Genomic DNA, 19,852 nt, shown 5'->3' with positions numbered 1-19,852 from the left:
AGAGATCAACCAAACATCGATTGCCCAAGAGGCGTGATCTGCAAGCAAGGCTTGCCTTCGTACATGCCCGTTGAGATGATACCACCTTCAAAAAGCCAATCAAAAATGACTTTTTGGATCAGGTGAGTTTCATCTTCAGAGTAATCCGGGAGAGTGTATTTCCAATAGCGTCCGGTTTTTTTGAGAACCATCTTACTATTCTCACTGATGGGCGCAATGATTCCACGAAGGAAGTCTTCGAGGAACACCCAGCCCGAATCGATAATGCGACTAACAGTTTTTTCAATTTCATGAATGTTGCGTTCTGTACAGATTTCTTGAGGAAATTCTGAGAACGGATAACGATTAACTGTCATTTTATAGGTGTTAAGAGCTCTTTTCTCGATGGGGAGTGTGAGCCATTCTGATGTGTCTTCGGCAGGAACGAGCTGGCTTTTTTCAATCGATGCAAGCTTGAGGAAAAGAAGCTTTTGGATGACACGATTAGTATAATCTTTGAAGAACTCTTCATTTTCTTCAGTTTTGAGCTCAAAGCCTCCACAGTCTTTGGCAATTGTAGACAGGAGTTTTTTGTCAGGAATCCAACGCTCTTTACTATCTAGCTTCACGAAAAAAGGATGTGTGTTAGCGAGAGCCAGTAAGGTCGACATGTCTTCGACAAAAGAAAAATCATTTGGGCGCGTTCGCTTAATGCGGTTTTTCTTTTCGATTTCTTGTGGTTGGCTTTTTTTCAAGAAGCTGAGATAGTCTTTCCATTCTTGGAAAAGAGTGACGACTTCGACCCACTCATCATCTTTCTTTTCGTAAATAAGACAGCAAACAAAGTTAAATTCGAGATAGAGCATTTTTTCTTCGAATTCTTCATCAGATAGCTCATACTTTTTACGAAGATCATCGGAATAGACTTTGTAAGTTGGAGAGAGGAACAGATCATTCACAATGTCGCTCAGCTTTTCATCACCGAAGTTTAGCTCAGCTAAATACCTTTGAAACGTCTGAGGAGTATGAAGATATTTTTCGATCAGAGAGTGAAAAATATTATTCGATGTGCGCGGGATAGGGTACCAGTTGGGTAGGATATGGATCGGTACTTTTTTAAGGAGAGCCTGTAAAAACTCCATCCCAGGTGTAAAATTTTCTTCAAATTTTACGATCTGAGTTTCAAAGTACTTTCGCATCTCTTTATCAACTGTGACACTATCTTCTTCGATTTTAAAGAGGTTGGTCTCAGAGAACTTAGTCAGGGTTTCAAGAATTTCTTCACCACTTTTCCCAAGCTGTTTAGCTAACTTGCTGATAGCGAACTGTGTAGGGCTGTAAATGATTTCTTCAAGGATTTCTAAATCTTCAGGTGTAAGGTGAGAAAGTAAGAGGCGGTTTTGGATATCTTTACGATAGTCGTAATCTTCCAGGTTAATCTTATTCTTTCTATATACGTGGGTTTCTACCATCTAATTTCTCTTTTTTTCCTTAAATAAAGATTTTCATCCTATCTCACTCAATAATATATGACGTCCTATTATTTATTGCAAGTATTAGTCAAAATTGTTTTCTAAATTTATGATTATTTATCAGTTTATTTCTTATGTCATTCAACAAGAATCTTTACAATATCTTTATATTTGAGTGCAACCTTAAAAATGTTTTCGAGCCGATCTCGAAGTCTCCTAAGGAGGGAGCTTGAGGTAATTTTTTTTTCATGATATGATCAAAGTATTTGAAAACATGTGAATTGAATGAGCCAAGAAAAATACAACCACATCGAAGTCGAACGGAAGTGGCAAACGTACTGGAAAGAAAACGAACTTTTTAAAGCGGAAGTCGATCCATCGAAACCAAAATATTATATCTTAGATATGTTTCCCTATCCATCTGGAGCAGGGCTGCATGTCGGCCATGTCACTGGGTACACGGCAACCGATATCCTGGCACGTTATAAGCGGCAAAAAGGATACAATGTGTTGCACCCCATGGGATGGGACAGTTTTGGTTTGCAAGCCGAGCAGTATGCCGTGCGTACAGGAACTCACCCTAAAGTCACAACAGAAAAAAACATCAATACCTACCGCAGGCAACTTCAATCTCTTGGTTTCAGCTACGATTGGGACCGTGAGCTTGCAACAAGCGACCCCGACTACTACAAATGGACACAGTGGATTTTTAGCAAGCTCTATGAGCAAGGGCTCGCCTATGAAGCTGAGATCCTTGTGAACTACTGTCCAGAACTCGGAACAGTTTTGGCAAATGAAGAGGTTGAAAATGGAAAGTCGCGCGAAGGTGGATATCCTGTTGAAAGGCGGCCTCTTCGTCAATGGATCTTAAAAATTACCGCTTATGCAGAACGTCTCCTTGCTGATTTAGAAACGTTGGATTGGCCAGAATATCTGAAAATTCTTCAAAGAAATTGGATTGGGAAAAGTGAAGGATCCGAAGTTGTCTTTTTAGAAAATGAATCTAAACAACCGATCACCGTTTTTACAACCCGTCACGATACCCTTTTTGGAACGACCTTTTTAGTTCTTTCTCCGGAGCATCCGCTTGTTGAGAAAATCACAACAGCCGATCAGAAAGAAGAAGTTGAAGCATATCAGAAAAAAACTGCTGCAAAAAGTGATTTGGAACGGACCGACCTCAATAAAGAAAAGTCAGGTGTTTGGACTGGAGCTTATGCGAAGAATCCGATCAATGACGAACTCATTCCAGTTTGGATTGCCGACTATGTCTTGATGGGGTACGGAACCGGGGCTGTCATGGCAGTTCCTGGTGGCGATAAAAGAGACTTTGAATTTGCAAAGAAGTTTGGTCTCAAAATTGTTCCTCCGTACGACCCTGTTTTAAAGGATCACTTAGAGGAAGACTTTCGTTTAGAAATTTTAGCTGGAAATCGATGCTGGACAAAAGGTGGGGTAGTGATCAATGGAAAAAGCGAAGTTCTAGACATCAATGACCTTGAAATCGATGCAGCAAAAGACAAAGTTGCCGACTGGCTCGAAGCTAACCAAAGTGGAAGACGGACGACTACCTATAAATTGCGTGACTGGCTCTTTTCTCGTCAAAGATATTGGGGAGAACCTTTTCCGATACTTCATTTAGAAGATGGGACCAAGCGTCTTCTCGACTTAGATGAACTTCCACTCGTTCTCCCAGAACTGACAGATTATAAACCTCAAGGTGAAGGACGCACACCTCTTGAAAATGTTCCAGAGTGGGTTGAAATTACAGACCCGAAAACAGGAAAAAAAGCCCTTCGAGAAACGAACACCATGCCACAATGGGCTGGGTCCTGCTGGTATTATCTCCGATTTTGCGATCCCCACAATGAAAATGCTGCATGGGGACAAGAAGAAGAAAAGTATTGGATGCCTGTTGATATGTATGTTGGAGGAGTCGAACACGCTGTACTCCACTTACTTTACGCGCGGTTTTGGCATAAAGTCCTCTATGACCTCGACCTCGTTTCAACAACTGAACCCTTTCAGACGCTTCGTAACCAAGGTCTTGTCACGGCAAGAGCCTTTAAGCGTCCAGGTGGAGGGTATGTCGATGCGCACCATGTGATGAAGAAAGGAGATGCGTATTTCGAAGAAGGGACTGACGAAAAGCTTCTTTCTTTAGTTGAAAAGATGTCAAAATCTAAGCTCAATGGTGTGACTCCAGACGAAATTGTCCAAGAGCTTGGTGCTGATAGTCTCCGCCTCTATGAAATGTTTATGGGGCCCTTTGATAAAGAAAAACTTTGGAATGGCGAAGCCATCAGTGGTTGTCGCCGTTTTCTCGATCGCTTTTATCAACTTGTCACCTCAGATAAAGTTGTCAGCAACGAAGAAGGTGAGGGCATGAAACTCGCCCACATTCTTGTGAAAGGAGTCGAAAAAGACATCGAATCGATGCTCTACAACACGGCAATTTCCAAAATGATGGAGTTTGTTAATGCCTTTGTGAAACTAGATTCTTATCCGAAAAAGGCCTTGCAAATGGCAACACAAGCGCTGAGTCCGTTTGCTCCTCACTTGGCAGAAGAGTGTTGGGAGATTTTAGGCAAAAAGCCGGGTTCATTGACCTTTGAATCCTATCCTCAAGCAGATTCAAAGTACTTAGAAGAAGCTTCTGCTGTTTATGTTGTCCAGATCAATGGCAAGTTTCGTGGAAAATGGGAGCTTCCCAAAGGACAGACTCAAGATGAACTTCTCGAATTTGTCAAAGGAGAAGAAAAAATTGCAAAACATCTCCAAGGAGAGATTGTGAAGGTAATCTTTGTTCCAGACAAACTTATTAATCTTGTCGTTAAGCCATGAAGTTTCTACTTTCACTCATATATAATTGTGCACTTTTTGTGCTCATGCTCGTTTTCTTTCCAAGACTTCTTTGGCAAAGGGTCGTGCATGGAAAGTATCGAAAGAGCTTTCTTTCTCGTATCCAAGGGAAAGGACCTCGTCCTGAGTCAAAAGGACCGGTCATTTGGCTCCATGCCGTTTCAGTTGGAGAAGTCAAAGCGCTCTCTACCTTAACCTCTCATATTCGGAAAGCCAGTCCCGACGCGTTCATACTTGTTTCAACAGTGACTGAAACGGGACAAAGTGAAGCAAAACGTCTCATCAAAGAGGCCAATGCTTTCTGTTATTTACCTCTTGATTTTCCCTGGATTGTTCGCCGTTTTGTCCAACGGCTTCAACCCGATCTTTTGGTCTTGATTGAAGGGGATTTTTGGCTCAACCTTCTTAAGGAAGTGAAAAAAAGTGAAGGCTCAGTTGTCTTGGTGAATGGAAAGATTTCTGAAAGATCGCTCAAACGGTACCTTTTCATGAAATCATTTGGTCAGGAACTCTTTCAAAGAATTGATGCCTTTTGCGTTCAGAGTGAAGAGTACTTGAAGCGGTTTTTAAAGTTAGGTATTGCGCCCGAGAAACTAACGGTGATTGGCAATCTTAAGTATGACATTCCTGCTCCAGAGCCCACAGACGCTGAAATTGCCAAGTGGAAAGAAAAATTGGGGGTTCAACCGTCCGATCTTGTTCTCACCGTGGGTTCGACGCATGAGCGTGAAGAAGAGCTTCTTCTAAGGGCACTAAAGCCTCTCTGGAATAAGTATGAAAACCTTAAGCTTCTTCTCGTTCCTAGGCATCCAGAACGGTTTCGTAAAGTCGAAAAAATGATTGAAGATGAGGGAGCTCAATTCACTTGCTATTCCAACCTTGCGGAGCGCAAGGGAGATGAAAAAATTATTCTCATTGATGAGATGGGGGTTCTTCCTAAATGTTACCGGATTTCTGACTTATCGATTGTTGGAGGAAGTTTTGTCGAGGGGATTGGTGGGCATGACATTTTTGAACCAGCAAAGATGGGAATTCCGGTTCTATTTGGACCTCATATGCACAAGCAGGTTGAACTCACTCAAAATCTTACCCAATCAGGTGTGGGAAAACAAATTCCGATCGATGAACTCGCTGACGTTTTAGAAAAATATTTGTCGAACCCACCCTCTATGAAAGAAGATGGGGAAAAAGGGAAACGTTTTGCTCAAAAAGTCATGGGCTGCGCCTTCCGCACTTGGAAGGAGATTGAAAGATATGCAACTTCTTCTTGAGTTGAATTCCAAACATTGCTAACATGCATGCTAATTGCCGCGGGGTGGAGCAGTGGTTAGCTCGTTGGGCTCATAACCCAAAGGTCGGAGGTTCGAGTCCTCCCCCCGCTAATTTCTCCGGGCGGCATAGCTCAGTTGGTAGAGCAGCGGAATCATAATCCGTTTGTCCTTGGTTCGAGTCCGAGTGCCGCTACTTTTGGGTGGGTATTATCAATTACACTTCGTTGCCTTAGCTTTTCTCACGTAAATCTTCGTCGTTATCCTAATTCGACAAACAGCGAGGGGTTACCTGCATCGGATGCCTAGAACCTTTCTCGTGAGAAAACCTCCTTCAACGAAATTTATCCCCTAACACCCCTAACGGGATTCAAAATTCTTATGGGAAAACCTCTTTTCTTTTGAGTCGGGTATATTTTTATAAAAAAATTCTATGAGTTAGAAGGTGTATTCAACACCTAGGGCGACTTCCCAAAAAACATAGGTGTTTTGTGGAAGTGGTAATGGGGTAGGGGTAGAAGATGAGGTTGAGGCGCGGCTTTGTCCGTCTTGCCAAAGTTCAAATGACGGTTTCAGAAACACACTCAAGTTTTTCACTGACTCTAATCGCAAGGCGATGGGAAGGCCCAGTCGGACGTTTTTATAACGGACATCGGTGATCCATCTTGCGTCTTTCATCGCATCGACCGTGAGGGTGGGAAAAATTTGTGGCATCCAGACGACAAAAAATCCCAGCGTGACATAGGGGAAATAATACCGCCCTTGAAGGCCTAGGGGAATGTAGAAATAATTGTAGTAAAATCGAACAGCAGGGGTCGTTCGGATTTTGTGCATGAGATGACGGTAACCAAATCCTGAGTAGGGAGTCAGAAGGAATTGGTTTTGAAAAAAAGTAAATGTGTAACCTAAACGCTGATAAATTTCTCCGTCGAACAGATTCCGTTTACTGTCGTCCATTCCGTGGGGTGAGCCGTATCTCCATGAGCCTCCCAAGGCTCCATAAAAACAGCGAAGAGGCATGTACTCAAAGTTGCCTTCCATGCCAACCATATTCCCTTTTAGATGCGAAGTTCCTTGGGGTTTGAGATAGACGCGTGTGTAACTAATATCGAGGTTGACGTAGAGATCCGTTTGAGGTGCAAAGTTCTCTGCAAAGAGGGAATATGAACAGAAGATGAGAAAAAGTGTTATGAACTTCATAACACTCATATCTACAGGAATTAGATTTTAAGATAAAGGTTATAGAGGATATTCTAAAGCATCCATGATGTCGACAAGAACTCGATTGAGCCCGATGTTTAATTCGAATTGAAGTTCAAATAACTCTTTGAAGACTTGTACACCTCTTTCTGCATCTTCAATGGTAGTTCCGCTCACTTTTTCCAGTTGATTGTAAAGCTCGCTTAGGTGTGTTTTCCTTTCGTCAAGCAGAGTTGCTCGAGTTGTTTTGTCTTGAGTCGATAATTTTTTTCCATCGATATAAGCGGATTGTCTTGCTTTTAAAACCTCATGAAACGAGTTAAGAAATAGTTCCATCAGCTCGTTTTTGGGGATTTCTGTCTTGTTTCCTTTCAAGACTTCGAGTTTAGCACTGTAATATTCAAGCGCAAACCTAGAGTCCAAAGAGCTGAGGTACATGTTGCACATTTCTTCTGAAATCTCATCCAGCTTAGGTTGGACCAGTGAATGAATATGAGTTGCAACAGGGCGATACTCTATAAGGGCTCGGACGTCGCTTCTTGCGTAGTGAATCAGACCTATAACGGCTTGGATACTTTTAAGGCATTTGTTGAGAAAAGAATCATCGGGGTGATAAGGGGGTTCGTTGAGGAATAGCGGGCTGAGGTCTCGCAGTGTCGGCTCAACGGCAAGGATCGAGTTATTTGGATCTTTTAGAGCATGATCTTGAATGAGAACTTGAGCTTCCCGAGGAATCAAGCTCAATGAGTTTGAAATACTATGCATTTTCCCACCTTTTCTTTCTTTATGTATATTATAAATTTTGTTTTGCTAAAAATCAACTAAACAAAACATTTACATTATAATAAAAATTTTACTTTATAAGGTGGTTTTTGAAGGGTTAACCTGCAGCTTCTTCTCTAACACGAGTCATGCGTACGAGGTACCCATTTTCTTGCATCATTTTGTGAGCTTCTTCAGATGAAACAGGGCGGACAAAACTGTCATTGCGCTCTTCCCAAGAATCTGGACCTGTTCTTACAAGTGTAAGATAGTGCCCGCTTCTAAGGGTATTTCCTAAATGAATGACAACGCTGTCAACTTGGTAGACTCCATGTTTAACAAGGGTGCCTTTATCGTCGTGAAAAGGAACTCTGATCGGTTGATCAAATCCTTTGACTTCTGTTTTGATTTTTGTCCCTATGCCATCATATTGAAATCGTAAAAGCTGAACTGTAAGAGATGTTGGAGTTTCGCTTCCATTACTGCTGTAATACATGTTCTTTTGGGCGGTTACTTTTCTACCTAATTTTTCGTCATCAACACCATCAATATCCTCTTCCTTAAATATCCCATTAATGGATGTCTGCAAGGTTGGATTTGCAGTGTGTTCGATAGGCATGATCATGATCTGATTGGTGCCGCCGGTTTCGTGAGTGGTCTCTGAAGGCTTTACAAGTTTACTGCGCTTTTCAAAAGAAATTTGCTCGTGCTTGTCAGCGTCAAGCGTTTCTAAGATGAGCCCTAAAAACTCAGGCGCATCTTCTTGTCTATCCATAGGCCTCAAACTTGAGCTTTTTAACACGTCAGAAGTCCAAACTTGTGTGAGAAGTGTGGTAATACGTGTTTGATCAGGAGTCTCCTTTGTGTACTCATCTTTTAAAGCTTTTAAGCTTGCTTGAAAATCTTTTCGAGCTTGGAACTCTTCACCTGACTCAGACTCTTTTTTGTCGAGGGGAATGTTGAGTAAGCGGTCAATATCTGGATTCGAGAGAACGAAGGCCTGTAGGGTTGAATTACCCCAGCAAGTGTTCTTGAGGTTTTTTAATCCTGTGCAATTTCCAGTAGGTGTCACGTCGACTACGGTCGTTTCCATTTCCGCCTGTACAGCAACTTCTCGCTTTTTGAAGCTCGATGTTTCTGTGACCTTTGTCTCAGCAAAGTGACGCTTGGCGATATCGTTAATTAAGGAGGAATCTTCAATTCCGCTTTCAAGGTGTGTGACTTTGAGGTTATTTAGGGTTGATTCGGACGGACGATCTAAATATTCATTAATCGCTTGATTATAAGCTACTTGATCTGTATTTAGCCCGTATGTTTTAGCAGTCATTATTTTGCCCCTAATTTTTGCCTCTTTTAATATTATTATAATATATTTTAAATTTTATTTAAATAATTATTATAATTATACAAATGACTGTAAATTAACTGTTTATATATGGAAATTTATTTAAGTATCTGGTTTTAAGTTGTTTATTTTTTACTCTTCTTTAGGTAGGTAGGGTGGGAGACTCCTGCTACCGATGATCATAGATCCATGGTCATCGTAGAGATGGTTATGAGATTTGATGTATTCATGAAGCTCTTTGAGCCGCTGTTCTTTTGTTGGATTTGAGATTCCCTCTTCTTCGGTTTCTGCAATGAGTTCCTCGTACTGCATGTTGACCTCCGAATCATCAAGAAGTTTTCACTTTAGACTTAAGCCTGAAATTATGGGAAGTTTATTTTTTACGTAGGGTGTTTAGAAGGTAACGAAACAGGTATTTGATCTGCTTCGAAGGGTGGAAGGGAGCTTTAGCAGTTGTTTGAGCGTCTGCATTGATTCTGTAGATAAGTTGGTTTCTGTTTTGCCAGTTGAAGTTGATAGCGTTGCCAATGCGCATGATGTAGGAGTAGTGTTTTTTTGCGAGGGCATGGACTTGTGTATTGAACTTACCATATGGGTAGACAAAGGTCGTGATCTGTGTATTTAGCTTGTCTTCGAGAAGAGATTTAGAGCTGCATAACTCATGCTCAGGATCGACAGTCTCAGCTGTTAAGGGTGCGTGATTGACAGAATGGGATGCAATGTGCACGAGTCCGGAATCATGCATCTCTCTGAGTTCGTCCCAAGTGCAGTATGCGGGAGATGGAATCGGCGGAGGGTCGCTTTGCAGGGTTTCGATTTTTTCTAGCCGTTTTTCCGGTGAAAGTGTTGTTTGATCGGGGATGTAGGCTACAGGGACTGAAAGAACGGCTTTGAGCTTAGAAGACTTTAAGAGCGGAAAAATGTAGTGGTAAAAATCGAAGGTGGCATCATCGAAGGTGAGGCAGAGGGCATCTTCTTTTCCGAGAGGGTCTCCGGGATGAACAGTTTTGTAATTTTCTTGGATCCAAGAAAAGTGCTCTTCGAAGAAAGAGAGAGGGTTCGCGTACTTACCTTTTCCGACGCGGTGATAAAGCAGTGAGAGTAGCATCTGAAAGGTTCAGTTCTTCGAGTTTTAGGTATTTGTAAAACGTTGTTTGGGCGTTATAAGTTGAAATGATGAATCCTTCACGTCCATCGAGAAACCCTTTTTGGAGTAAGTACGATTTAAAAAAGGTGTAGGAGCTTTTTAACAAGGCTTTGAGAAGGGAAGAAGACTTTTTTTGCCTGTTTTGCTGCGCATAGAGTGAAGAGTAGTTTTCCATTTTCTTCAAAAAGTCGGAGATTGAGCGGTAGGAGTAATGCTTAACAGCATGGGTGAGTTTCACTTCTTTTAATCCTTTTGTGAGGATCTTTTCATGAACATAGTCGTCGGAAAAGTGGGTCGCTGTTTTGTTGTAGAGTCGGGTATGTCTGTCTGGAAACCAGCCACAGCCACGTATGTGTTTTCCATTGAAATAATTGTGGAAGGGGAAAGAGTAGACGTTCTCAGGCTTGAGTTTGAGAGAGAGGGTTTCATTTGCGAGTTCATCTGACAAAACTTCATCACTGTCGAGTGAAAGAATCCAGTTATTCGTCGCGTGTTCTGCTGCAAGGTTGTGCAGGGGGCCAAACCTTCGAAAGGAGTTTCGAATACTTTGACATTGGGAAAGGTTCGGGCAATATCCAGTGTCAGATCCGTCGATCCTGTATCGAGGACAATGACCTCGTCAAACCCCTCTAGAGCTTTGAGACAGGTCGCAAGGGTCTCTTCTGAGTTTTTGGTCAGGATTGTAGCCGAAATCATGAAAAACTCCTTCTCGTTAAGGGAATAGGTATAACTCTTTTGCTCTTTTTTCTCTATTTTATTTTAAGTTGCTTCAAATAAGCGACTTATAAAATAAAATCAAAGTTTAAATAAATTAATTATTATATTATAATTATTGTTTGGTTTTGGGAATTAATTAAAGAAGGAAAGGAAATGGCCACATTAGTAGATCGTCCGTCTGAGTTGCCTATTTCGCAACTATCTGACTTAGAAATAGATCCGTTTAAATCATACGTCAAACAAGTCCGAACTGATATCCATGAAGACCTGGCGCTTCTAAAGGAAATGCCGTCAGGTATGGAGAGAAACCAAAAGGTCGAGTCCATTGTTGCTCGCGAGCTTGAGAATGTGAAAGATGTCTTTGACCGCTATAAGGGGAAGCCAGAGAAGCTTGACACTGTTCGCGTCGAATGGTTACAAGGGCTGCAAAATGTGATTGCATTCCACGATTATGTTGAAAGCGCAGAAGGATATATTCGACCTGGAGGAGAGCTTGTTGGAGCATTGAAAATGCTTGATCAGCATGCTTACATGTATTTACACCTTTCCCCTGATCAGATTGTTTCTGTTGCGAATGCTTACCGGTCCTTTGCGATGTCTGCAAAAGGAGTTGGGCAATTTTCTCCTATCATTACTGGAGCAGGAACAGCAAACGGAACCTATTTTCTTCCGACTTCTCCCTTTTCATTAGGGGTAAGGCCGGTTGATTTATCTGAGGCAGCTACGACTCGATCGTTTGTCTTAAAGCCAAGCCGTCAAGAAGCTGGAACAATTGGAAATCCAGGAGGAAACGGTCAAATTAAATCAGGAATTGAAGGAGGAAAAGGAGCTGTTCGAGAGAGATTTGCTTTTGCGACGCAAAAACATTTAGGAGTTGACTTGGGGATCCCTTTTACAGAAGTCATCGCTGCTGAAAACCCTCTTTTGTCTTCGGTCTTAGGTCAATCGACAAGTGTTCTCAAAGTGATTAATTTTGGCTTAGGAAGAGACATTAAGATTGATGTGACTCAGATGATCTTAGACCATCCTGAATTCAAAACGATGGCAGATGTGATGCCGACACTTTTCAAGGAGTTAAGCTCAAAGGTTTCTGAAGAAGATGAGATGCAGAAACTGACCTTTTTTCAGGAAGTTTTTACTGCCTATCAAACGGATAGTGCCGTTGGTAAAGGAGCTCTTGTAAAAGCAGCAAGAAAAGCTAAAATCAATCTTGCATTAAACGCTGCGTTACTGACTGCGGGAAGTGAGTTTGTTGATGCTTTAGGCGGAAAAGAGACAGCTCCTCCGATTGCATCCATTCAGGAGTTTTCTCATGGGACAAAAACATATGCCCATTTTTCAAAAGAACAACTTGAAACTCTTCCTGATCGAGAAATGCATAAAGTAGGTGTCGCGGATATCATTTTGTTTAACTCCGACCGGCACATGAACAACATCTTATTTAAAGAAAAAGGTGGCATGCCTACAGGGGTTGTATTGATTGACCATGGTTCTGCAACGCCGCGGCCTGATAGTGGAACCAATCTCGACTTAGCGGCGCGCTTTGAGTGGATGCAGTACGCTCAATTTGATCGTCCATTAGCTCCAGAATTATCAGGACCCATTTTAGAGCTCGATATTGACAGCTTTATTGAAAACCTTAAGTTGGATCAAGATGCCTTGGCGCAGGCGTTTGGAGAAGGAGCCAAAATGGAAGAGGAAACATACATGCTTGTTCGGATGAATCTCCATTTACTAAAAGCGGGTATTCGAAATAAAGTGTCTGTGAATCAGATTGCCATGTTCTTGCAAGAACGTAAGATTAGCGAAGTTGATTATGGAGGAGAAGCTCCTCTTTTCTTCGAAGAGCATCTTGCTGGGAAGCGTTCTGATCAAGTTGATTGGGAGAATGTTGAAAGATTATTAGAAAAAATTCTTTTAACACCAGCTGGAGAAAGAATTAAACCTAAAAAGTTTTAAACCTTCAAAAAAACGATAAATATGAATATGATTAAGGAGTGTTAATTATGGATTGGGGAAGATCTATGACAGAACTAGCTCATTCAGCTGCGGAAAGGCTGATTTATAATCATTCTTCAGGGCAAAAGATCCTTGCTGATATTCAAGGAAATAGTATCATTATTTATGATGAAGTCCTTAGAAACAATATGCGTGAAATTGGGGTAAGTATTCCCCCTGCGTTTCAAAAGACATTTGGTGGGAAGAAAATCCATCTTAGTGAAGGTGATCAGTCCAAATTTATTCAGGCGTTTAAAGATTTTTATTGTCGTGGAGCGCCTAGTAATTCCTACCAATGGATTCCGCTGTATCCGCAGAATTACAGGTAATCATTTATCAAAAAGCTCCCAGTTTGGGAGCTTTTTTTTGCTTGTTGTGATAGATTCCTATGCGAAGACATCGTGAGGAAATATTATGGCAGGAAGCATTCAACGTCTCATTTATTCAACTTCCGACCTCGTGAAAACGGTTGCAGAGGTTGATGGAGAACAAATTGTCTTTTATGATGATGTCATGAGAGAAAATATGAAGTCATTGGGCGTGTCAATTCCTGTTGCAAATCAGGCAGTGTTTGGAAAAAAGGTCTACTATCAAGAAGGGACCAATCAGCCCTTATTTATTGAGGCTTTTAAGCGGTTCTATTGCCAAGGGTTGCCAAGGACCTCTTATCAATGGGAAATCATTTCGTAAGAGTCCTTTTTTTTATTTTTGTTTTTCGCTATAGTGAGGGTTTTTTTGAATCCCTGTGTGAGTCACTATGGCAAAAAACGAAGAATTCAATCGAGGTTACACTTTTGATGACGTGTGTCTCGTCCCACAATTTAACAATGTCCCCTCTAGAACAGAGCCTTCCCTCGAGTCGTGGCTGACTAAGAATCGGAAAGTCGGAATTCCTCTTCTTTGCTCGAGTATGGATACAGCGATTAGTCCTGATTTAGCAGCGGTTTTGGTCAAAGCGGGTTCGGTTCCGATTTATCACCGATTTACGACTGATTCGGACGATCAGCGCGCTTGGGTCAAAAAATGGAAAAGTCAAACTTTTGTTTCTTGTGGCGTTCGTGAAGATCAGCTAGAGCTTGTGAGCGAACTGTTTGATCTTGGAGCTGCTGGTGTTTGTGTCGATGTTGCGCATGGGCATTCGGAGCAGATGCTGGGATTTGTCGAAAAACTGAAAACGGCACATCCAGATAAAGAAGTGATTGCAGGTAATGTCTGCACACCGATGGCTTATCACGACCTCGTGAATGCTGGGGCAGATGCGGTGAAGGTGGGAATTGGTCCCGGGGCTGCTTGTACGACGCGCGTCATTACAGGCTTTGGAGTGCCTCAGTTTACTGCGATTTACGAATGTGCTCAAATTGCAGAAAAGTTGCGAGTTCCTCTCATTGCTGACGGAGGCATCCGTACCAGCAAAGATGTTGTTTTAGCTTTAGCTGCAGGAGCTAGTACTGTGATGATTGGCAAGCTGTTTGCCTTGACCGACGAAAGTGCTGCAGAAAAACGGTCAGGATCCAATGGAAAAGAAGCAAAGTACCGAGGTCAGGCAAGCGAAGATTTCCAGACCGATTTTTATGGTGGTTTGAAAGAAAAGACCGTAGCAGAAGGGGTAGACTTTTGGGGGCCTGTCAGTGGCTCTGCTCAAAGACTGCTTGATGAGTTGCTAGGAGGTTTGCGTAGCGGTCTGACATATGGCGGTGCGCGTAGTATTAAAGAATTACAACGTAAAGCTGAATTCATGGCAGTTTCTTCAACCTATGTGAAAGAAAGCTTTCCGAGACCGGGAGGTTAAAATGCAGAAGAAACAGCTTGGAATGTGGATGCTCACGGCGCTTATCGTGGGAAATATGATTGGATCGGGTGTCTTTTTGTTACCCACGTCACTTGCTCAGTATGGAAGTGTCACGATCTTCAGTTGGATCGGGACGGCAGTTGGCGCCATGCTTTTAGCGCTTGTTTTTGCCAAGCTTTGTACGCTCTTTCCTAAGACAGGAGGCCCTTATATCTATTGCAAGGAGGGGTTTGGTAACTTCATTGGATTTCAGGTCGCTTACAACTACTGGATCTACATGTGGGTGGGAAATGCGGCTATAGCGGTTGCTTTTACTTCGTATTTGAGTACGTTTTGGCCCGAACTGACGGCAAATAATTTACTGGCATTTTTTGTGACAGCCGGAGCTGTTTGGCTGCTCACCCTTATTAACATCATTGGTGTTCACTTTGCTGGGGCCTTTCAGGTCATCTTGACAATCCTCAAATTTGTTCCCCTGATCTTGATTGCGATCATTGGAGTTTTCTTCATCGAAGGCAAAAATTTGCAGTTTTTCAACGTCAGCACTGAGTCGAACTTTGGAGCTTTTTCAAGTGGAGCCATGCTCACACTTTGGGCGTTTTTAGGGGTTGAGTCAGCTTCGATTCCGGCGGATGATGTTAAAGACCCCAAGAAAACGATTCCTCGAGCGACGATTCTTGGGACAGCTCTAACTGCTGTGGTTTACATTTTGAGCACGATTGCGATTATGGGTGTCATCCCTGTTCCTCAGCTCAAAGACTCTGCTGCGCCTTTTGCCGATCTAGCAGGCAAGATTTTTGGAGGATGGGGAAGGTATGCGATGGGAGCTGCAGCCGTAATTTCTTGCTTAGGGGCACTCAATGGATGGATTTTGCTTCAAGGGCAGATTCCTCTTGCAGCGGCAAAAGACCGTCTTTTCCCCAAGAAATTTAGTCAGGTTTCGAAAAATCGCTCTCCTGTTTTTGGGATTGTGACTTCCTCGGTTCTCGTGACCCTTTTACTGGTCTTAAACTTTAACAAAAACCTCGTTGATCAGTTTACATTTATCATTTCTCTAGCGACTTTGGCTGCAATTATTGCCTATCTCTATACGTGCATTGCAGAGTTTGTGATCTACATCAAACACCCAGACAAAGTCGATAAGGCTAGTGTTGCAAAATCCCTCACGATTGCAGGCCTAGCATTTCTTTACACCTTTTGGATGACAATCAGTTCTGGACAAGAGATTGTCTTCTATGGAGCTCTACTCCTCTTTACCAGCATCCCCATTTACGGCTGGATGGAGTGGAAGAAATATCAAAAACAGTTCACAGGATAACTTCTCATGAGACAGCGCCAACTTGGACTTTGGATGCTCACGGCTCTCGTCGTGGGGAATATGATTGGATCGGGTGTTTTTCTTCTGCCTGCTTCACTTGCAACATTTGGAACCGTGACGATCTTTAGCTGGGTCGCGACTTCAATTGGAGCGATGTTTCTCGCTCTTGTCTTTGCGAAGCTTAGCACGCTTTTTCCCAAGACAGGGGGGGCCATACGTCTTTTGTCGTGAAGGATACGGTGACTTTGTCGGATTTCAAGTGGCTTACAATTATTGGGTTTCAATGTGGATTGGAAATGCCGGCATAGCCGTCGCATTCACGGGTTATCTTAGCACCTTTATTCCCGAATTGAACCACAGTAATCTGCTTGCTTTTTGTGTCACAGCAGGGGCTGTTTGGGTGCTCACAATTGTCAATATCATTGGAATCCACTTTGCCGGGTTCATGCAGCTGATTCTCACGATCCTGAAATTTGTTCCGCTAGTTATCATTGCCATCATTGGACTCTTTTTTGTCGACTGGAGCAATCTTGCCTATTTTAATGTCAGTGGGAAGTCGAACTTTTCGGCTTTTTCTGGAGGTGCGATGATGACGCTTTGGGCCTTTTTAGGAGTTGAGTCTGCCTCTGTCCCAGCCGATGATGTGAAAGATCCCAAGAAGACGATTCCAAGAGCCACTATTCTTGCTACAACACTTGCAGCTGTCTTGTACATCATCTGTACGATTGTGATTATGGGAGTGATTCCTATTCCACAGCTGAAAGATTCTGCGGCTCCCTTTGCGGATCTTGCGGGAAAGATCTTTGGAGAATGGGGTAAGTTTGCCATGGGGGCTGTTGCAGTGATTTCTTGCTTAGGAGCGCTCAACGGTTGGATCTTACTCACGGGGCAAATTCCACTTGCTGCTGCAAAAGATAACCTGTTTCCCAAGAAGTTTGGAAAGGTGTCCAAAACACGAGCTCCAGTTTTTGGTGTTGTCGTTTCGTCGATTCTCGTGACGGCACTCCTCTTTCTGAACTTTAGCAAAAATCTCGTCGATCAATTCACCTTCATCATCTTGTTAGGAACTTTAGCTGCGATTTTGGCCTACATTTATTCGACGATTGCCGAATTTGTGATCTACATCAAACATCCAGACAAAGTGGATAAAGCGAGTGTTGTGAAGTCACTGACGATCTCTGGATTGGCTTTTCTTTACACATTCTGGATGGTGATCAGCTCTGGTGAAGAAATTGTCTTCTACGGAGCATTGCTGATGTTTACAAGCATTCCCGTTTATGGTTGGATGGAGTGGAAGAAGTACCAAAAGAAATTCGTCGGAGTTTGAGATGGGTTCGATTAAGAAGATTTACGATAGTGTTCACAGGTTCATTCATATTGATCCCTTAGAAAGTGACCTTATCAACTCCCGCCCCTTTCAACGGTTGCACTACATCCATCAGCTTGGAGTGACCTACTTCGTCTATCCCGGGGGGACTCATCGCCGCTTTGAGCATTCTCTTGGAGTGATGGAGCTTGCCACGCGGATGTACGATGAAGTGACCATGGGAGATATTCCAGACCATTTGCCAGAGCCATACAAAAAGCTTCTGACAGACTTTGTCCCACCTATTGGTAGCCAAACCCACCGTTATTGGCGCCGCATTTTGCGCTTAGCCGCACTTTGTCATGATTTAGGGCACCTTCCTTTTTCTCATACGGCAGAACACGAAATCCTCGGAAAAGGGGGACATGAAGCGTGGACGTCAAAAATCATTCGGAGTGTCTATCTCGCTCCGATCTGGGCAACACTGCAAGAAGAGTTTCCTGAACATCATGTTCAAGAGGATGTTTTAAAGATCTCGCTTGGTGAGAAGAAATTTACTGACCTCTTTCCTCTGTCGAAAGGTTTTTCTCCTTGGGAGCGGGTCGTGACCGCAATGATTACAGGCGACTTTTTTGGGTCTGACAGAATAGATTACCTTTTACGCGATTCAAAATGCACCGGCCTTGCTTACGGGCTCTTTGATTATCATCAACTCATCGAGATGCTAAAAATCATTCCAAATGAAGAAGACTCTGAAGTTTTGGCCTTAGGCGTTGAGGAAAATGGGATTGAATCCTGCGAAGCACTTCTTTTAGCACGTCACTACATGCACAAACGTCTTTATCAGTATGCCAGTGTCAAATCTTACTCTTTTCATCTGGCACGGTTTATGGGAGAGGTTTACTACGACCTCGGAGAAGAACTCGAGCGGTATATTTCTATGACCGATAATGAGGTGCTTGCTGAACTCAATCGGGCTTCAATGGATCCAGATCATCCTGGTCACTTTGATGCCAAATGTCTTTACTTGAGACAGAGTCGTTTTCGAGCGATTCCTCTCGTTAGCCCACCTGAGGAAAATGATTTGGAAGAGATTCGGAAAGAATTAGGGATTGCAAAAGATCAAATGGCATGGCAACTTGCCAAGAGTGGAGAGGGAAGGCAAGGACTCGACTTTCCTGTGCTTCGCCAAGATGGAACAATTGACAATGGAGTGAATCTCTCCGAAATTTCCATCCCATCAGGCAAACGAAGCTGGGTTTACATCGCTCCTGAATATGAAATTGCTGTTCGGAAAAATTTAAGACATGTGGATGTTCTAGGATGAAGAAGTTTTTAGTTTTAATGTTTCTACTGATGGGTGTTGCTGTTTGGGGGGAGTGTCCTGTGATTCCTGTTGAGATCCCTCCTCCAACTGAAACAGCTGTGCACTATTACAAATCAGGAAACATTTTATGGGTCGTCAAAGCTCTTTGGAGTCTTATCTTACCTGCTGTCATTCTCTTTACAGGACTTTCAAGTAAAATAAGACAGCTTGCAAGATTTCTTGGAAGACGAGCCGTTTGGACTTTTATCATCTTTATCATTCTCTACTCTATCTTAGTGGAAGTCGTTTCGTTTCCTCTGACCTATTATAGCGGTTTTGTCCGACTACACGAGTATGGCCTTTCTTCCCAATCATTCGGCCGTTGGTTCAACCACTACTTTATGAGTTCTTGGATCGAAATTGGAACGAGTTTGATCATTTTTGGCGTCCTGTATTGGCTCATTGCCAAAAGCCCCAAACGTTGGTGGCTTTATATGGGACTCCTCATGATTCCCATCCAAATTTTTTTCCAGATCGTGCAACCTCTTTACATCTCACCTCTCTTCAATAAATTCGGGCCAATGCAAGACAAGCAGCTTGAGCAAAATATCTTGAATCTTGCCGAGAAAGCAGGAATTTCAGGTAGCCGGGTCTTCGAGGTGGATAAAAGTTCGGACACGAAAATGATGAATGCCTACGTTACAGGAATGGGCAGTTCAAAACGCATAGTCCTCTGGGATACAATTATCAAAGGAATGGATGAAAAAGAGCTGCTCTTTGTCATGGGACATGAGATGGGCCACTATGTCCTTCATCATATTTGGTGGGGGATTCTCTTTACCTCTGCCATGGCAATTCTTATAATGGCTCTCATCTTTCTCGCTGCAAAGTTTTTCCTAAAAACTTGCTCTAGAGCCATGGGTTTTACCGAGCTGAAAGATGTGGCGTCATTTCCTCTGATCATCCTCTTGTACAGTTTCTTTTCTCTGGTTCTCACGCCAGTTCAAAACCTCTTTACTCAGATGGAAGAAAAGCAAGCAGACCGTTTTGGTTTGGAAATCACACATTACAATCATGCCGCAGCTACAGGTTTTTTGAAGCTCACAAAGTCCAACTTAGGCTACCCTTTTCCTGGAACCTTTTACATGCTCTTCCGCTCGTCTCACCCTTCAATTGGTTCCCGTATTGAATTTTTCAATACCTACCATCCTTGGTGCGACGGAAAACCTTCTCACTATGAGAAGTATTTCAAATCTAGCGACGACTCATAGCTTTTTATACTTGATATACTGACAAGATGTTCCTAGCAGCTCTTTCAAGTTCTGCACTCATTCGGGCTACAAATAGAGATTATTTTATCTCCAATGAGAAATTTCATCGTAG

Annotated in this window: 18 protein-coding genes, 2 tRNA genes and 1 pseudogene; 13 read left to right on the top strand and 8 right to left on the bottom strand. The window is 42.7% G+C overall.

Translation table 11 applies throughout. The features are described 5' to 3' along the window. Nucleotides 1–5: 5 nt before the first annotated feature. The gene (locus tag ACOOFG_RS06505) at nucleotides 6–1,451 is read right to left on the bottom strand and encodes a hypothetical protein (RefSeq protein WP_420420665.1); all 1,446 of its coding nucleotides are present in this window, start codon (nucleotides 1,449–1,451) and stop codon (nucleotides 6–8) included. Nucleotides 1,452–1,736: 285 nt separating this feature from the next. Here ACOOFG_RS06505 and leuS point away from each other — a divergent pair, with 285 nt between their 5' ends. From leuS to ACOOFG_RS06485, 4 genes are all read left to right on the top strand, one after another. Continuing rightward, entirely contained in the window at nucleotides 1,737–4,295 is a 2,559-nt protein-coding gene (leuS, locus tag ACOOFG_RS06500; RefSeq protein WP_420420664.1) for a leucine--tRNA ligase, read from the top strand. Next, on the top strand, nucleotides 4,292–5,584 hold the full coding sequence (locus ACOOFG_RS06495; protein ID WP_420420663.1) for a 3-deoxy-D-manno-octulosonic acid transferase: 1,293 nt from the start codon (nucleotides 4,292–4,294) through the stop codon (nucleotides 5,582–5,584). Before leuS ends, ACOOFG_RS06495 begins: the two co-directional genes overlap by 4 nt. A gap of 38 nt (nucleotides 5,585–5,622) precedes the next feature. Continuing rightward, nucleotides 5,623–5,695, top strand: a tRNA-Met gene (locus ACOOFG_RS06490). A 9-nt stretch (nucleotides 5,696–5,704) separates the two neighbouring features. Then, nucleotides 5,705–5,777: transfer RNA gene (locus ACOOFG_RS06485), tRNA-Met, on the top strand. A gap of 242 nt (nucleotides 5,778–6,019) precedes the next feature. Here the strand turns inward: ACOOFG_RS06485 and ACOOFG_RS06480 are convergent. The 7 genes and pseudogenes from ACOOFG_RS06480 to ACOOFG_RS06450 form a co-directional block, all read right to left on the bottom strand. Beyond that, nucleotides 6,020–6,781: a hypothetical protein gene (locus tag ACOOFG_RS06480; RefSeq protein ID WP_420420662.1), complete on the bottom strand. Its 762-nt coding sequence runs from the start codon at nucleotides 6,779–6,781 to the stop codon at nucleotides 6,020–6,022. Between the two features lie 39 nt (nucleotides 6,782–6,820). Continuing rightward, nucleotides 6,821–7,546, bottom strand: a complete 726-nt coding sequence (locus tag ACOOFG_RS06475) for a hypothetical protein (protein ID WP_420420661.1) — start codon at nucleotides 7,544–7,546, stop codon at nucleotides 6,821–6,823. A gap of 115 nt (nucleotides 7,547–7,661) precedes the next feature. Then, complete coding sequence (locus ACOOFG_RS06470; RefSeq protein WP_420420660.1) at nucleotides 7,662–8,870, bottom strand: hypothetical protein; 1,209 nt, start codon at nucleotides 8,868–8,870, stop codon at nucleotides 7,662–7,664. Nucleotides 8,871–9,020: 150 nt separating this feature from the next. Then, the gene (locus tag ACOOFG_RS06465) at nucleotides 9,021–9,200 is read right to left on the bottom strand and encodes a hypothetical protein (protein WP_420420659.1); all 180 of its coding nucleotides are present in this window, start codon (nucleotides 9,198–9,200) and stop codon (nucleotides 9,021–9,023) included. Between the two features lie 61 nt (nucleotides 9,201–9,261). Beyond that, entirely contained in the window at nucleotides 9,262–9,996 is a 735-nt protein-coding gene (locus ACOOFG_RS06460) for a polysaccharide deacetylase family protein (protein ID WP_420420658.1), read from the bottom strand. Beyond that, entirely contained in the window at nucleotides 9,956–10,483 is a 528-nt protein-coding gene (locus ACOOFG_RS06455; RefSeq protein WP_420422699.1) for a glycosyltransferase family 2 protein, read from the bottom strand. Before ACOOFG_RS06455 ends, ACOOFG_RS06460 begins: the two co-directional genes overlap by 41 nt. A 131-nt stretch (nucleotides 10,484–10,614) precedes the next feature. Beyond that, nucleotides 10,615–10,731 (bottom strand): annotated as a pseudogene (locus ACOOFG_RS06450) (glycosyltransferase family 2 protein); the annotation flags it as partial. Between the two features lie 174 nt (nucleotides 10,732–10,905). Here ACOOFG_RS06450 and ACOOFG_RS06445 point away from each other — a divergent pair. The 9 genes from ACOOFG_RS06445 (at nucleotide 10,906) to ACOOFG_RS06405 (ending at nucleotide 19,740) form a co-directional block, all read left to right on the top strand. Next, complete coding sequence (locus tag ACOOFG_RS06445) at nucleotides 10,906–12,711, top strand: hypothetical protein (protein ID WP_420420657.1); 1,806 nt, start codon at nucleotides 10,906–10,908, stop codon at nucleotides 12,709–12,711. A gap of 65 nt (nucleotides 12,712–12,776) precedes the next feature. Beyond that, a complete protein-coding gene (locus ACOOFG_RS06440; RefSeq protein ID WP_420420656.1) occupies nucleotides 12,777–13,079 on the top strand; it encodes a hypothetical protein in 303 nt (100 codons plus the stop codon). Nucleotides 13,080–13,164: 85 nt separating this feature from the next. Next, complete coding sequence (locus ACOOFG_RS06435) at nucleotides 13,165–13,440, top strand: hypothetical protein (protein WP_420420655.1); 276 nt, start codon at nucleotides 13,165–13,167, stop codon at nucleotides 13,438–13,440. A 67-nt stretch (nucleotides 13,441–13,507) separates the two neighbouring features. Next, nucleotides 13,508–14,539, top strand: coding sequence for a guanosine monophosphate reductase (locus ACOOFG_RS06430; protein ID WP_420420654.1), 1,032 nt, complete (start codon nucleotides 13,508–13,510; stop codon nucleotides 14,537–14,539). Nucleotide 14,540: 1 nt separating this feature from the next. Next, nucleotides 14,541–15,857: an amino acid permease gene (locus tag ACOOFG_RS06425; protein ID WP_420420653.1), complete on the top strand. Its 1,317-nt coding sequence runs from the start codon at nucleotides 14,541–14,543 to the stop codon at nucleotides 15,855–15,857. Between the two features lie 6 nt (nucleotides 15,858–15,863). After that, the gene (locus ACOOFG_RS06420) at nucleotides 15,864–16,088 is read left to right on the top strand and encodes an amino acid permease (RefSeq protein WP_420420652.1); all 225 of its coding nucleotides are present in this window, start codon (nucleotides 15,864–15,866) and stop codon (nucleotides 16,086–16,088) included. Beyond that, entirely contained in the window at nucleotides 16,024–17,184 is a 1,161-nt protein-coding gene (locus ACOOFG_RS06415; RefSeq protein WP_420420651.1) for an amino acid permease, read from the top strand. The genes ACOOFG_RS06420 and ACOOFG_RS06415 overlap by 65 nt, the downstream gene beginning before the upstream one ends. A gap of 1 nt (nucleotide 17,185) precedes the next feature. Continuing rightward, nucleotides 17,186–18,490 (top strand): HD domain-containing protein, encoded by a 1,305-nt coding sequence (locus ACOOFG_RS06410; RefSeq protein ID WP_420420650.1) that lies wholly within the window; start codon nucleotides 17,186–17,188, stop codon nucleotides 18,488–18,490. Further along, a complete protein-coding gene (locus ACOOFG_RS06405; RefSeq protein ID WP_420420649.1) occupies nucleotides 18,487–19,740 on the top strand; it encodes a M48 family metallopeptidase in 1,254 nt (417 codons plus the stop codon). Before ACOOFG_RS06410 ends, ACOOFG_RS06405 begins: the two co-directional genes overlap by 4 nt. Nucleotides 19,741–19,852: the final 112 nt, after the last annotated feature.

The organism is Simkania sp., assembly GCF_965215465.1.
In the GTDB taxonomy this organism is placed as follows: Bacteria; Chlamydiota; Chlamydiia; order Chlamydiales; family Simkaniaceae; genus Simkania.
This window is presented reverse-complemented; position numbering and strand designations above follow the sequence as displayed.